12 protein-coding genes, 1 tRNA gene and 1 pseudogene are annotated in these 13,398 nt (G+C 68.5%); 7 read left to right on the top strand and 7 right to left on the bottom strand.

Features of this window, described 5'->3' with window-relative positions; translation table 11 throughout:
- The coding region (locus tag SAOR_RS06925; RefSeq protein WP_281273419.1) for an undecaprenyl-diphosphate phosphatase at positions 1–410 on the bottom strand (410 nt) is incomplete at its 3' end.
- A 94-nt stretch (positions 411–504) separates the two neighbouring features.
- Between SAOR_RS06925 and SAOR_RS06920 the strand changes: the two genes are divergently transcribed.
- Entirely contained in the window at positions 505–1,251 is a 747-nt protein-coding gene (locus tag SAOR_RS06920; protein WP_123630782.1) for an SDR family oxidoreductase, read from the top strand.
- 369 nt (positions 1,252–1,620) lie between these two features.
- On the opposite strand, the gene folK is transcribed toward SAOR_RS06920, so the two are convergent.
- Both folK and folB read right to left on the bottom strand, forming a co-directional pair.
- Positions 1,621–2,106, bottom strand: coding sequence for a 2-amino-4-hydroxy-6-hydroxymethyldihydropteridine diphosphokinase (folK, locus tag SAOR_RS06915; protein WP_123630781.1), 486 nt, complete (start codon positions 2,104–2,106; stop codon positions 1,621–1,623).
- Complete coding sequence (folB, locus tag SAOR_RS06910) at positions 2,103–2,459, bottom strand: dihydroneopterin aldolase (protein WP_123591458.1); 357 nt, start codon at positions 2,457–2,459, stop codon at positions 2,103–2,105. The genes folK and folB overlap by 4 nt, the downstream gene beginning before the upstream one ends.
- A gap of 317 nt (positions 2,460–2,776) precedes the next feature.
- Between folB and SAOR_RS06905 the strand changes: the two genes are divergently transcribed.
- Positions 2,777–3,691: an AEC family transporter gene (locus SAOR_RS06905; protein ID WP_123591447.1), complete on the top strand. Its 915-nt coding sequence runs from the start codon at positions 2,777–2,779 to the stop codon at positions 3,689–3,691.
- Here SAOR_RS06905 and tsaD read toward each other — a convergent pair.
- Entirely contained in the window at positions 3,684–4,715 is a 1,032-nt protein-coding gene (gene tsaD, locus SAOR_RS06900; RefSeq protein ID WP_123630780.1) for a tRNA (adenosine(37)-N6)-threonylcarbamoyltransferase complex transferase subunit TsaD, read from the bottom strand. The genes SAOR_RS06905 and tsaD overlap by 8 nt on opposite strands.
- Before the next feature lie 109 nt (positions 4,716–4,824).
- Here tsaD and rpsU point away from each other — a divergent pair, with 109 nt between their 5' ends.
- The 5 genes from rpsU (at position 4,825) to SAOR_RS06875 (ending at position 9,461) form a co-directional block, all read left to right on the top strand.
- Complete coding sequence (rpsU, locus tag SAOR_RS06895) at positions 4,825–5,040, top strand: 30S ribosomal protein S21 (RefSeq protein WP_006915178.1); 216 nt, start codon at positions 4,825–4,827, stop codon at positions 5,038–5,040.
- A gap of 67 nt (positions 5,041–5,107) precedes the next feature.
- Complete coding sequence (locus SAOR_RS06890) at positions 5,108–5,554, top strand: GatB/YqeY domain-containing protein (protein WP_123591449.1); 447 nt, start codon at positions 5,108–5,110, stop codon at positions 5,552–5,554.
- A gap of 57 nt (positions 5,555–5,611) precedes the next feature.
- Positions 5,612–7,375: a DNA primase gene (dnaG, locus tag SAOR_RS06885; RefSeq protein ID WP_123591450.1), complete on the top strand. Its 1,764-nt coding sequence runs from the start codon at positions 5,612–5,614 to the stop codon at positions 7,373–7,375.
- A 60-nt stretch (positions 7,376–7,435) separates the two neighbouring features.
- Complete coding sequence (gene rpoD, locus SAOR_RS06880) at positions 7,436–9,295, top strand: RNA polymerase sigma factor RpoD (RefSeq protein ID WP_281273420.1); 1,860 nt, start codon at positions 7,436–7,438, stop codon at positions 9,293–9,295.
- A gap of 90 nt (positions 9,296–9,385) precedes the next feature.
- Positions 9,386–9,461, top strand: a tRNA-Ile gene (locus SAOR_RS06875).
- Between the two features lie 538 nt (positions 9,462–9,999).
- On the opposite strand, the gene SAOR_RS06870 is transcribed toward SAOR_RS06875, so the two are convergent.
- From SAOR_RS06870 to SAOR_RS06860, 3 genes and pseudogenes are all read right to left on the bottom strand, one after another.
- Positions 10,000–10,833 (bottom strand): M23 family metallopeptidase, encoded by an 834-nt coding sequence (locus tag SAOR_RS06870; RefSeq protein ID WP_123630778.1) that lies wholly within the window; start codon positions 10,831–10,833, stop codon positions 10,000–10,002.
- A gap of 59 nt (positions 10,834–10,892) precedes the next feature.
- Positions 10,893–12,020 (bottom strand): annotated as a pseudogene (locus SAOR_RS06865) (acyl-CoA dehydrogenase family protein).
- Between the two features lie 4 nt (positions 12,021–12,024).
- Positions 12,025–13,212 (bottom strand): acetyl-CoA C-acyltransferase, encoded by a 1,188-nt coding sequence (locus SAOR_RS06860; protein ID WP_123630777.1) that lies wholly within the window; start codon positions 13,210–13,212, stop codon positions 12,025–12,027.
- Positions 13,213–13,398 lie beyond the last annotated feature (186 nt).

The raw sequence follows: 13,398 nt of genomic DNA, 5'->3' as shown, positions 1-13,398 counted from the left end.
CGTTCCCCCCGCCAGTCGACCACGCCGAGCAGGATGCCGAAGACGATGCTCGCGGTCGCGATCACCCCGGGCAGGCGCAGGCTGTCCTCGCCGACGGCCCCCAGCACGCCGCCGAACACGATCGCCGGCAGGGTCGCCAGGGCCAAGCCCCAGGCCATGCGCACGTCGTCGTCGCGCCGCCCCCGCGTGAACGACTGGATCCAGGCCACCCCAAGGCGCGCCACGTCGGTGCGAAAATAAGCCAGCACGGCGACGAGGGTGCCCAGATGCATGGCCAGATCGAAGCCGAGCCCCTGATCCACCCAGCCAAGGAAATGCGGTACCAGAATGAGATGCGCGGAACTGGAGATCGGCAGGAACTCCGTGATGCCCTGCACCACCGCAAGCACCACCAGCTGATACCACTCCATAAACGTATACCGTGCCCTGAGATTCCAATACGGCCGCCGAACCGAGCGATATCGACCGTTTCGTGGCGGCGCACTATAGCGCGAGGTCGCCCCCGTGTCCGACACACATGCCACAGAAACGTTGCAGCCCTGCGTCGCCGTCACCGGCGCCAACCGCAACATCGGCGCCCACCTGGCGGCCCGCTTTCTGGACGAGGGCTTTGGCGTCGTGGCGCATTATCGCAGCGAAACGGCGGCGATCGAGCGCCTGGCGGCGCGCGGCGCGCGTCTTGTGCGCGGCAGTTTCGATGACGCCGCGGCCTGCACGGACATCGCCGAGCGCCTGGCCGCGGCCGCGCCGTCGCTGCGCGCGATCATCCACAACGCCTCGAGCTTCGCGCCGACCGCAGCCGACATCCCGGCCGCCGCCACGCAGTTCCAGGACTTCTTCGCGGTTCACATGCTCGCGCCGTACATTCTCAACACGCATCTCGCCGCCCATCTCGACGGCACGCCGGAGGCGCCCGCGGACATCATTCACATCACCGATATCTACGCCGATAACCCGGCGCCCGCGCAGGATCTCTACTGTGCGACCAAAGCCGGGCTCCAGAACCTGTCGCTGGCCTTCGCCAAGCGCTACGCGCCGCGCATCAAGGTCAACGCGATCCAGCCCGGACCCATCAGCTTCGAGGCCTGGCATGACGAGAACCATCGCTCGGCGGTGCTGGAGGCCACCCCGCTCGGCCGCATGGGCAGCCCCGAGGCGATCTACGCCGCGGTGCGCGCGATCATGGCCAACGACTACCAGACCGGGGCGGTCATACCCGTCGACGGCGGACGCCGCCTGGGGCGCGGCTAGGGCCTATTCAAACCCAGCATGAACATACCTTCATGCCGGGTTGATAACGCGAACATGTGCTCGTGTGCTCGCCGCGGCCGTCGGCCGCGAAGCGCTTGAAAATACAGGACGGGCATGCGCCGGCCTCTCTTTTTAAGCGCGTTGAAAAAAGCTGACGGTTCAGCTGTTTTGCTGCCGTGTTATTAAAACTTTATACAAGCGCCGTGTTGGCGACCGCACCTCGTGTGCGGCAAGGCGCGATTTGCCCATCGTGGCGCGCCACGACCCAGACGGCAACGCCGCAGCGTGCCCCGGGTCGATTGTTCATGGGCGGCCCAACCCGCAGCGCCAAGCGCCGTGGTGCGGACTCGCATGACGTGTTGACAGCCCCTACGGCTTGATCGTGACCGGCGTGAGCGGCTGCTCGCGGTCGTCAAACGCCGCCCAGAGTGCCGCGTAGGTCGAGCCGAGCACCGGGTGGCGGGCGTCGGGGACCAGTTCCGCCAGCGGACGCAGCACGAAGGCGTATTCGAGGATATCGGCCCGCGGCAGGGTCAGACCGTCGCGATCGAGCACGGTATCGCCTACGAGCAGCAGGTCGAGATCCATGCGGCGCGAGGCCCGCTTGACGCTGCGATCGCGCCCGCAGTCGGTCTCGATCCGGCGCAGCGCGGCCTGAAGATCGGCGACCGGCTCGTCGCTGTCGAATCCGATCACCAGATTGATGAAGTCGTCACCGTCGAAGCCGACCGACGGACAGCGATAGGCCCGGGAGACGCGCAGCGCCCCGAAACGGGTCTCGAGCAGCGCGAGCGCCCGCGGGACATGGGTTCGCGGATCGATGTTGCTGCCGACGCCGACGAACACCGGCCTCACGAGCCACGCTCCCGGGTGATGCGCACGCCCACGCCCGCCGCGCCGCGCAGCGCGTGCGGCTTGTTCACGCGCAGGCTCAGCCGCTGAACGGGGAATTCGTCGAGCACCAGTGCGGCGACGCGCTCGGCCAGCGTCTCGACGAGCTGGAATTCGGCCGCCTCGACGAAGGCGATGACACGCTTGCCGACCGCCTTGTAGTTCAGGGTCTGCTCGACGTCGTCGCCAGCCGCGGCGGCACGGATGTCGAAATCCATGTCGAGATCGATGACCACCCGCTGGCGGATGTGGCGCTCCCAGTCGTAGATCCCGATGACGGTCTCCACGACCAGTTGCTCGATGAAGATCGTGTCCACGCGCACTCCCTGTCCGTTCACAATATCCGCTGCCGGAACGGTCGTCGTTCGCGGCCGCGGCGCAAGCCTACGGCCTGTGACCGGCCCTTGCGAAGCCGCGCCGAGCCGCGGGGCTCGGGCAAAACCCGAAACCGCACCGTCGACTGACCGTCACCGGTCGCGCTCCCGGCCGCCGCTCGCGCTCTGGCGGGCGGGGCCGGACGCTGTCCGCCGCAGCGGGCGGGACCGGCGCGTAAAACCTGCAATGTACACGCCACCGTGCCAGAATGCCGCGCCTGTCGGCCGACCGGCCCGGATCGAGGACTGCAGAACCGCTCATGCTGGCTGTGCAACAGGCCCTGGGGCCGCTTTTCGTGCTCATTCTGCTGGGCGCCCTGCTAGGCTGGCGCGATTATCCCGGCGGCGATTTCTGGCCGCGCGCGGAACGCCTGATCTACTACCTGCTGTTCCCGGCCCTGCTGGTCTCCACCCTGGCCACCGCGAACGTGGGCGAGGTGCCGGTGCTGCGGCTGGCGGTGGCGACCATCGGCCCGCTGCTGGCCTTCGCCGCACTGCTCTGGCTGGCCCGCGGCCGGCTGCAGCTGGATGACGCCAGCTTCACCTCGGTCTTTCAGGGCGGGCTGCGCTTCAACACCTTCGTGGCCATCGCCGGTGCGGCATCGCTGCACGGCGAGGCCGGCACCACGGCGGCTGCGGTGGCCATCGCGCTGATGGTGCCGACCGTGAACGTGCTCTGCGTGCTCTGCTTCATCGCCGCGGGCACACTCGGTCGCGCGGGACTCTGGCGCAGCCTGCGCGAGCTGCTGCGCAATCCACTGATCCTCGGCTGCGCGCTCGGCGTCGGGCTCAACCTGTCGGGGATCGGGCTGCCCGGCTGGAGCGGGCCGGCGCTGGAGCTGGTCGCCCGGGCCGCCCTGCCGCTGGGGCTGATCGCAGTGGGCGTGGCGCTGCGCCCGGCCGCCCTGGTGCGCAGCGGGCGCGCGTTCTGGAGCTCGACCGCGGTCAAGCTGGTACTGCTGCCGGCCCTGGCGCTGGCCGTCGCCGTGCCGATCGGCCTGGATCCGGTCTCCCGCGACGTGGTGCTGCTGTTCACCGCCGCACCCACCGCCACCGCCGCCTATATCCTCGCGCGTCAGCTCGGCGGCGACAGCGAGCTGATGGCCGCGCTGGTCACGGGCCAGACCCTGCTGGCCATGCTGACGCTGCCGTTCTGGCTGGGCCTGTTCAGCTGACCGCGGCCGGCGGCGTCAGCTCGGCCAGCGGCCAGCGCGCCACGGCTTCGGCCGGGGCGATGCCGGGGGCCATGTCCGTGCGTCGCAGCCACCCGACCAGCGCGATCATCGCGGCGTTGTCGGTGCAGAACTCGGCCCGGGGGAAATACAGATCGAAGCCGTCGCGCGCCGCGCGCGACTCGAGCGCCGCCCGCAGCCGGCGATTGGCGCCGACGCCGCCGGCCACCACCAACCGTCCGATGCCGGTCTGATCGAGCGCGCGCGCGCACTTCGCCACCAGCGTGTCCGCGACCGCCTGCTCGAAGCTCGCGGCGATATCCGCGCGCGCCGCCGTGGTGTCCGGCGCGGCCTTGATCGCGAGCATGACGGCGGTCTTGAGTCCGGAGAAGGAGAAATCCAGCCCCGGGCGACGCACCATGGGCCGCGGGAAATCGTGCGCGTCCGCGCACCCGGATTCAGCCAGCCGCGCCAGCGCCGGGCCACCCGGATAGCCCAGCCCCAGCATCTTCGCGCTCTTGTCGAAGGCCTCGCCGACGGCGTCGTCCAGACTCTGGCCGAGCGGCGTGTAGCGCCCGACCCCGTCCACGCGCACCAGCAGCGTGTGGCCGCCCGAGACCAGCAGCGCCACGAACGGAAAGGCCGGCGGCGCCGGCTCCAGCAGCGGCGAGAGCAGATGCCCTTCCATGTGATGCACGCCGAGCACCGGCAGGCCGCGGCTCATGCCCAGTCCCGCGGCGATCGAGGCACCGACGAGCAGCGCGCCGACCAGTCCGGGCCCGCGGGTGTAGGCGATGCCGGTCAGCGCCGGCTGCCCGGCCTCCGCGAGTACGCGCTCGATCAACGGCGTCAGTTTGCGGATATGATCGCGCGAGGCCAGCTCCGGCACCACGCCGCCGTAGTCGGCATGCAGCGCGACCTGGCTGTGCAGGGCATGCGCGATCAGCCCGCGCTCGCCGTCGTAGACGGCGGCCGCACTTTCGTCGCAGGAGCTCTCGATACCGAGGATGATCGCTTGTCTTTGCAAAACGCCGGGGTCGGGATTAAACTTACTCGCCCTATTCTAGCGGTCGAAGCGCTCGCTTGCGGCCGTTCGAATCCAGATACACACGATTCCTCCGGAGAGTGATTGCTCAATGCCTAGCGTACGTGTCAAGGAAAACGAGCCGTTTGAAGTCGCACTGCGTCGGTTCAAGCGCAGCTGCGAGAAAGCCGGCGTCGTCACCGAAGTACGCCGTCGCGAGTTCTTCGAAAAGCCCTGCCAGACCCGCAAGCGCAAGCGCGCCGCCGCGGTCAAGCGCCACGCGAAGAAACTGCAGCGCGAGCAGCAGCGCTTCACGCGCCAGTACTAGGCGCCGCGGGCGATACTGTGACAGCGGCCCCACCGGCCGCTGTTTTTCTTTGCAACCGGGGTAGCGCGTGAGTCTCAAGGAACAGCTTCAGGACGATCTGAAATCCGCCATGCGCACGCGCGACAAGGAACGCCTTGCCGTCTTGCGCATGCTGATGGCCGCGCTCAAGCAGCGCGAGGTCGACGAGCGCAGCGAACTCGACGATGCCGAGGTCCTGGGCGTACTCGAGAAGATGATCAAGCAGCGGCGCGATGCCGAAACCCAGTATCGCGAAGCCGACCGGCACGAGCTGGCCGACGCCGAGGCCGCCGAGATCGCGGTGCTCGAACACTATCTCCCCGCCCAGCTCTCCGAGGCCGAGATCGATGCCGCCATCGAGTCGGCGGTCAGCGAACAGGGCGCCACGTCGATGCAGGACATGGGCCCGGTGATGGGCGTGCTGAAGAACCGGCTGCAGGGCCGTGCCGATTTGGCCGTGGTCAGCCAGCGGCTCAAGGCGCGGCTGCAGGGCTGAACGGCGCGCCCGAGCCGCGGCACCGCCGCGCCCGCCCACCGGGATAGGCTCGGACCAATGGCGCGCATTCCACAGCATTTCATCGATCAGCTGCTCGAGCGCACGGACATCGTGTCGCTGATCGACGCGCGCGTGTCGCTCAAGAAATCCGGGCACGAATACGCCGCCTGCTGCCCGTTCCACGACGAAAAGACGCCGTCGTTCACAGTCTCGCCCACCAAGCAGTTCTATCACTGCTTCGGCTGCGGCGCCCACGGCACCGCGATCAGCTTCCTGATGGAATACGACCGGCTGGAGTTTCGGGACGCGGTCGAGGTGCTCGCCCAGCAGTCGGGGCTCGAGATCCCGGAGGAGGCCGCCACCGCGAACGAGTCCGGGCCCAGGCGCGAACCGCTGTTCGAGGTGATGGCGCTCGCCGACCGCCGCTATCGCAGCGCCCTGCGCGAGACGCCGGCCGCGATCGACTATCTCAAGCGCCGCGGCGTCTCCGGCGCGATGGCCAAGACCTATGGCCTGGGCTTCGCGCCCGACGCCTGGGACACGCTGGCCGGCGCCCTGCGGGACCGGGCCTCGGCGCATCGGGCGGGGCTGCTGATCGAACGCGACTCGGGCGGCTACTTCGACCGGTTCCGCAACCGGCTGATGTTTCCCATCCGGGATACGCGCGGGCGAACGGTCGCCTTCGGCGGGCGCACGCTCGGCGACGACAAGGCCAAGTACCTGAACTCGCCGGAGACGCCGCTGTTCCACAAATCCGATCACATGTACGGGCTGTTCGAGGCCCGCCAGGCGCTGCGCGACATCCCGCGGCTGCTCGTGGTCGAGGGCTATATGGACGTGATCGCGCTCGCCCAGCACGGCTTTCCGAACGCCGTCGCCACGTTGGGCACGGCCACCACCCAATCGCATCTGACCACGCTGTTCCGGCATACATCCGAAGTGCTGTTCTGTTTCGACGGCGACGCCGCCGGCGTCCGCGCCGCGCGCAAGGCCCTGGAACAGAGCCTGCCGGTGATGCGCGGCGCCCGGCGGGTGCGGTTTCTGTTCATGCCCGAGGAGGCGGACCCGGACACACTGGTACGCGGCGAGGACGGGCCGGCACGGTTCCAGCAGGCGATCGACGAGGCGCGACCCGCCTCGGCCGTCCTGCTCGACGCCCTGACCGACGACATCGACCTGAACACGCCGGACGGCCGGGCCCAGCTGGTGGAGGCCGCGCGCGGCTACGTCAACGCCCTGCCGCCGGAGGCATTCCGGGCCGAGCTGATCGCCGAGATCGCGCGCCTCGCCGGGCTGCCGGCCGAGGATCTGCGTCAGATGTATGCCAAGGCGCCTTCACGCGCGACGCCGACGGCCGATACAGATTCGCGTGGGCACGAAATCCGCCTGACGCCGGTCAGCCGCGCCTTGTCGCTGCTGCTCAGCGACCCGAGCCTGGCCGGCCAGGTCGAGGACCTGGAGGCCGTACGCCAGAGCACGGCCCGCGGTGCGGCGATTCTTGTGGAGGCGATTGAGTTTTTCGCAAACAACCCAACAATCCCGGTATCGCACTGGCTGGAACGCCATCGCGACCAACGCTACTTCGAGAGACTGCAGCAGGTCGCGAGCGTCACGCCGCCGGGCAGCGAGGACGAACGGGCGCGCGAATTCGTGCAGACCGTACGCCGGCTCGGCGAATACAGCGCCGGTCGACAATCGCTTCGCGAGCGTTACGACCGGCTGGTGGCACAACAGGCACGCGGCCCGCTCGACGCCGAGGCCGCGCGCGAACTCAAGGAGGTGCTTCGGCTATTGCAGAGAGCACGCGACGACACGGCCTGAGTCCACAGCGGCCACGCAGCGACAACACCGCGGTCGCAGCGAAACGCCCTGATTGATATACTGGTCGGTTATCGCCGGACACGCTCAGCCCCTACGGACCCACACGCAGCAGATCACATGAGCAAAGACAAGAAATCCCAGCTACGGCTTCTGATCGCCCACGGCAAGCAGAAAGGCTATCTGACCTACGCCGAGGTCAACGATACCCTGCCCGACGATATCGTCGATCCCGAGCAGATCGAAGACATCGTCAACATGATCAGCGATATGGGCATCACGGTGCACGAACAGGCGCCGGATGACGATAGCCTGCTGCTGTCCGAGAACACCGTCAGCGAGGACGACGACGACGCCGAGGAAGCGGCGGCGACGCTGGCCGCGCTCGACCCCCAGTTCGGGCGGACCACCGATCCGGTGCGCATGTACATGCGCGAGATGGGCACGGTCGAACTGCTTGATCGCCAGGGCGAGATCCGGATCGCCAAGCGCATCGAGGAAGGGCTGGCGGAGATGATGTTCGCCCTGGCCTACTTCCCCGCCACCACCGGCCGCCTGCTCGAATTGTGGGATCAGGTGCAGGCGAACGACAAGCGGCTGACGGATGTGATCGTGGGCTTCGTCGATCCCGATACGGGCGATCCCGTGGTCGCGGACGAGGACACCGGCAACGAGGCCGATGACGAGGAAGGTGCAGCCCCGACCAACGACGGCCCGGATCCGGAAGAAGCCAGGAACCAGTTCGAGACGCTGCGCGGGTGGCACGACGCCGCGGTCGCGGCACTCGAGGCCCACGGCCGCGAGCACGAGGCCACCGAGAAGGCCCTCACCGGGCTGGCCAACCATTTCATGCGCTTCAAGCTGGTGCCCAAGACCGCGGACGACCTGACGCTCCAGCTGCGCACCACCATGATCGATATCCGCTCGGCCGAGCGCGACATGCTCAACATCTGCGTGCGCGAGGCGGGCATGCCGCGGCGCGAATTCGTGCGCCAGCTGCCGGACAACCTCACCAGCGAGGAATGGCTCGACAAGCTCATCCGCGCCAAGCGCCGGTACTCGTCCACCATCGCCTCGCGCCGCGAGGATCTGGTGCGCGCCCAGACGCGGATCCGCGAGATCGAAGCCGAGAACGGCCTGAACGTCAATCACATCAAGGAGATCAACCGCAAGATGTCGATTGGCGAGGCCAAGGCCCGCCGCGCCAAGAAGGAGATGGTCGAGGCCAACCTGCGCCTGGTGATCTCGATCGCGAAGAAATACACCAACCGCGGACTGCAGTTCCTGGACCTGATCCAGGAGGGCAACATCGGCCTGATGAAGGCGGTCGACAAGTTCGAATACCGCCGCGGCTACAAGTTCTCGACCTACGCCACGTGGTGGATCCGCCAGGCCATCACCCGCTCGATCGCCGACCAGGCGCGCACCATCCGCATCCCGGTGCACATGATCGAGACGATCAACAAGCTCAATCGCATCAGCCGCCAGATGCTCCAGGAAATGGGCCGCGAGCCCTCGCCCGAGGAACTGGCCGAGCGCATGGAGATGCCCGAAGAGAAGGTGCGCAAGGTCCTGAAGATCGCCAAGGAACCGATCTCCATGGAGACCCCGATCGGCGACGACGAGGACTCGCATCTGGGCGACTTCATCGAGGACATCAACGCCATCGCCCCGGACGATTCCGCCTCCGGCGAATCGCTGCGCGAGGCCACCCACAACACGCTGGCCAGCCTGACACCGCGAGAGGCCAAGGTGCTGCGCATGCGGTTCGGCATCGACATGAACACCGACCACACGCTCGAGGAGGTCGGCAAGCAGTTCGACGTCACCCGCGAGCGCATCCGCCAGATCGAGGCCAAGGCCCTGCGCAAGCTGCGCCATCCCTCACGCGCGACCTTCCTCAAGAGCTTCCTCGACGAGTAAGTAGAACCCGCCGAACGCTTGGCGGCCCTACGGCCGCCAAGCTATAGTGCCGCGCCGGGCGGATCACACGCCCGGCGTTTTCATGTCAGGGGGCCTGTAGCTCAGCGGTTAGAGCAGGGGACTCATAATCCCTTGGTCGTCGGTTCGAGTCCGACCGGGCCCACCAAAAATTTCAATCATCTAGCTTTACGCCTATCCCCTTGCATCGGATCTTTCTCCGGCTTGGGAAGAGATCGGGAAGCACTCCGGACGCCAAACCTATCGACGCCGCCGCGGTGGCTGCGGCGTGACCGGCGCCGGGATGAACGGCCAGTCGCTTAGCACGTCCAGTCATCGCTGAACGAGTTGCACGAGCTGTAGGACTACGGCTTCATGCAGACACCGAGGCGCGATACCCCCACTCGCGCCGTCGTCCTCGGCGATATCGCCCTCACGGTCGACCGCATCATGGGCTGACTGACCGCGCAGCACGCGCGCCTCCTGAGGATTCTTTCGTTATCCGCGCCTGGCCTCCAAGCCCGCTCTTGCGCATTGCCGGCCGTCGCGCGTATCGATGCAACCCCATCGCGCCTACGGCAAGACCGATGATCGACGCCATATTCTGTTTGGTACACCGTTCGCCAGCGTATCCCGCATGCAACGCGCCAGCGACCGGCAGACATGGCCTTGAGGTGGCGATCCGCAATTACCTGCCAGCACGCGACTCAGCGCTCAAGCACCAGCAGCGGATCGATACGCGTAGCGTACCAAGTCATGCCCCAGTGCAGATGCGGGCCGGTCGCCCGGCCGGTGGCGCCCACTTCGCCGATGATTTCGCCCTGCTCGACCGTCTCCCCGACACCGATGTTCATCTTCGACAGATGCAGGAAGTTCGAGCCGATGCCGTGGCCGTGGTCGATGAGCACGGTGCCGCCGGTCAGATAGAGGTCGTCGGCGAAGACCACGCGCCCGGCGGCCGGCGCTTTCACCGGCGTGCCGGTGGCGGCGGCGATGTCCATGCCGGAATGCGCCGATCCCGGCGTGCCGTTGTAGACACGCTGACTGCCGAAACGACCGCTGATTCGGCCGGGCACCGGTCGGATGAAGTCCTGGGTGAAGCCGATGCCGTCGTCGCTGGTCTCGCGGGCCCGGGCGACGGCCCGCTGCTCCCGGCCGATCCGCTCGGCGATCTCCGGCGGCGGGTCCACGGTCTCCGGCGGCACGCCGTCGACCCGCTCGATCGGCCAGTCGCGGGGCGCGATGGCGATCCGCACGGTGCGCTCGCTCGCCCCGGGCGGCGTCACCGTGACCGCCGCCGTACCGCTCGCGTCGCGGGCCACACCGAAGACCACGCTGCCGTAGTCGGTCACCCGCAGTTCGCGGCCGGCGTGGACGACACGGCTGCCCGGGGGCACCTTGCCGATGACCATGGCGCCCTGCGGGACGCGCTCGGGAAAGACCATCCTCGTGTCGTCTGCATGGGCGGCGCTGGCGATGAACACCAGCAGCGACAGCGCGTGCAGCACGATGTGGCGGTTGATTCGGGCGGTCGGCACCATGGGCTCCGGCAGGCTGAGCGGTGATCGTAGTCTGTCAGGCCGCGATCGTAACGCGGTCGTTACAGATGGCGTGCGATGACCATGCGCTGGACATCGCTGGTGCCCTCGTAGATCTGGCAGACACGCACGTCGCGGTAGATGCGCTCGACCGCGTAATCGGCCAGATAACCTTAGCCGCCCAGGGTCTGGATGGCATCGGAGCAGACCTGTTCCGCCATCTCCGATGCGAACAGCTTAGCCATGCACGCTTCCGACAGGCCGGGTTCGTCCGCCTCCCGCAGGCCGGCGGCGTGCAGCACGAGCTGCCGTGCGGCCTCGATGCGGGTGGCCATGTCGGCCAGCCGAAAGGCCACGGCCTGATGCTCGATGATCGGCCAGCCGAAGCTCTCGCGCTCGCGGGCGTAGTCGCGCGCGATCTCGTAGGCGGCGCGCGCCATGCCCACCGCCTGGGCCGCGATACCGATGCGCCCGCCTTCCAGATTGGCCAGCGCGATGCGATAGCCCGCGCCCACTTCGCCCAGGCGGTACTCGTCGGGCACCACCATGCCGTCGAAGTGAAGCGCGCAGGTATCCGAGGCCCGCTGGCCCAGCTTGTGCTCGACCCGCGATACCGAGAAACCGGGCGTATCGGTGGGCACGATGAACGCGCTGATCGCATCCTTCGCGCCCGCCTCGCCGGTACGGGCGAACACGATGACGATGTCGGCCTGCGCGCCGGAGGTGATGAACTGCTTGGCGCCGTTCAGTACCCAGCCGTCACCCTCGCGACGCGCCGTGGTGCGGATGTTGCGCGCGTCGGAGCCAGCCTGCGGCTCGGTGAGCGCGAAGGCGCCGAGCATGTCGCCGGCGGCCAGCGGGCGCAGGAAACGCGCGCGCTGGGCGTCGGTGCCGAAGGTGAGGATCGGCAGGCAGGCGACCGAGTTGTGCACGGAGACGATGATGGAACACGCGCCGTCGCCGGCGGCGATTTCCTCCAGGGCCATGGCGTAGGCGACGTAACCGGTCTCCGCACCGCCCCAGCCCGCCGGCACGAGCATGCCGAGCAGCCCGAGTTCGGCCATCTCGCGCACCGCCTCCGCAGGGAAGCGACTGTCGCGATCCCAGTCCGCCGCGTGGGGCTTCAGACGCGTCTGCGCGAAATCCCGAACGGCCTCGGCGATCCGGCGCTGTTCCTCGGTGGCCCGCATGGGATCAGGCGCAGCGCTCGAGCGCGATCGCCGTGGCCTCGCCGCCGCCGATGCAGATGGAGGCCACGCCGCGTCGGACATCGCGTTCACGCAGGGCCGAGAGCAGCGTCACCAGAATGCGCGCGCCCGACGCGCCGATGGGGTGCCCGAGCGCACAGGCGCCGCCGCGCACGTTGACCTTCTCGTGCGGCAGGTCGAAGGCCCCCATCGCGGCCAGCGGGACGACCGCGAACGCCTCGTTGATCTCGAACAGATCGACATCCGCCAGCGACCAGCCGGTGCGCTCGCCGAGCCGCTTCATCGCGCCGATCGGCGCGGTCGGGAACAGGCCCGGCTCGTCGGCATGAGACGCATGTCCGCGCACCACCGCGAGCGGCGTCAAACCGCGACGCTCGGCTTCGGTGCGTCGCATCAGCAGCAGCGCGGCACCGCCGTCGGAGATCGAGCTGGCGTTGGCCGCGGTCACGGTGCCGCCCTCGCGGAAGGCGGGCTTGAGTTCCGGCACGCGCTCGATGCTCGCGCTGTGCGGCTGCTCGTCCGTGGTCACCGTGGTCTCACGCCGACCACGGCCGACGGTCACGGGAACGATCTCGTCGTCGAAGGCGCCCGACTCGATGGCGGCCCGGGCGCGCTCGAGGGAGGCGATGGCGAAGGCGTCCTGGGCGCGCCGCGAAAAACCCTGCGCTTCGGCGCAGTCCTCGGCGTAGGTGCCCATCAGCCGGCCCGGCTCGTAGGCATCCTCGAGGCCGTCGAGAAACATGTGGTCGACCACCCGACCGTGGCCCATACGGTAGCCCGCCCGGGCGCGATCGAGCAGATACGGCGCGTTGGACATGCTCTCCATGCCACCGGCGACCGCCACATCGGCGCTGCCGCCGGCCAACAGATCGTGGGCCAGCATGGTCGCCGCCATGCCCGAGCCGCACATCTTGTTGACGGTGGTGCAGCGGGTCGAGCGCGCCAGACCGGCGCCGAGCGCGGCCTGACGAGCGGGCGCCTGGCCGAGACCGGCCGGGAGCACGCACCCCATGAGTGTTTCGTCGACGCTGTCCGCGGCGACTCCGCTGGACTCGATCACCGCGCGCACCGCCGCGGCCCCCAGCGTCGGCGCGGCGGCCGCGGCCAGCGTACCCTGCAGCCCGCCCATCGGCGTACGGGCCGCAGCCACGATGACGACCGGATCATCCGCCATGATTCAACTCCTTGTGTCACATTTCATGCGCCGATCGGCGCGGCTCGACGGCCCGGGTTCCCCAGCCCTCGAACCTCGTGAGGCCCGACCCGCGGCACGACGACCGAATGTACCACCGCCGGCGCCGCCCGGTCCGTAACGGCGCGCGAAACCACGCCGCTCGGTGAGCGCAATCGCTTGTCTGAA

It is taken from the genome of Salinisphaera orenii subsp. orenii MK-B5, assembly GCF_003788635.1.
Taxonomy (GTDB): domain Bacteria; phylum Pseudomonadota; class Gammaproteobacteria; order Nevskiales; family Salinisphaeraceae; genus Salinisphaera; species Salinisphaera orenii.
The sequence above is the reverse complement of the archived record's forward strand: the minus strand, read 5'-3'. Positions and strand labels throughout refer to the sequence as shown.

Coding starts and splice junctions, on each gene's coding strand:
- SAOR_RS06905 (WP_123591447.1), top strand. CDS start 2,777: ATGCTGGCTGTGCAACAGGCCCTGGGGCCGCTTTTCGTGCTCATTCTG.
- rpsU (WP_006915178.1), top strand. CDS start 4,825: ATGCCTAGCGTACGTGTCAAGGAAAACGAGCCGTTTGAAGTCGCACTG.
- dnaG (WP_123591450.1), top strand. CDS start 5,612: ATGGCGCGCATTCCACAGCATTTCATCGATCAGCTGCTCGAGCGCACG.
- SAOR_RS06870 (WP_123630778.1), bottom strand. CDS start 10,833: ATGGTGCCGACCGCCCGAATCAACCGCCACATCGTGCTGCACGCGCTG.
- SAOR_RS06860 (WP_123630777.1), bottom strand. CDS start 13,212: ATGGCGGATGATCCGGTCGTCATCGTGGCTGCGGCCCGTACGCCGATG.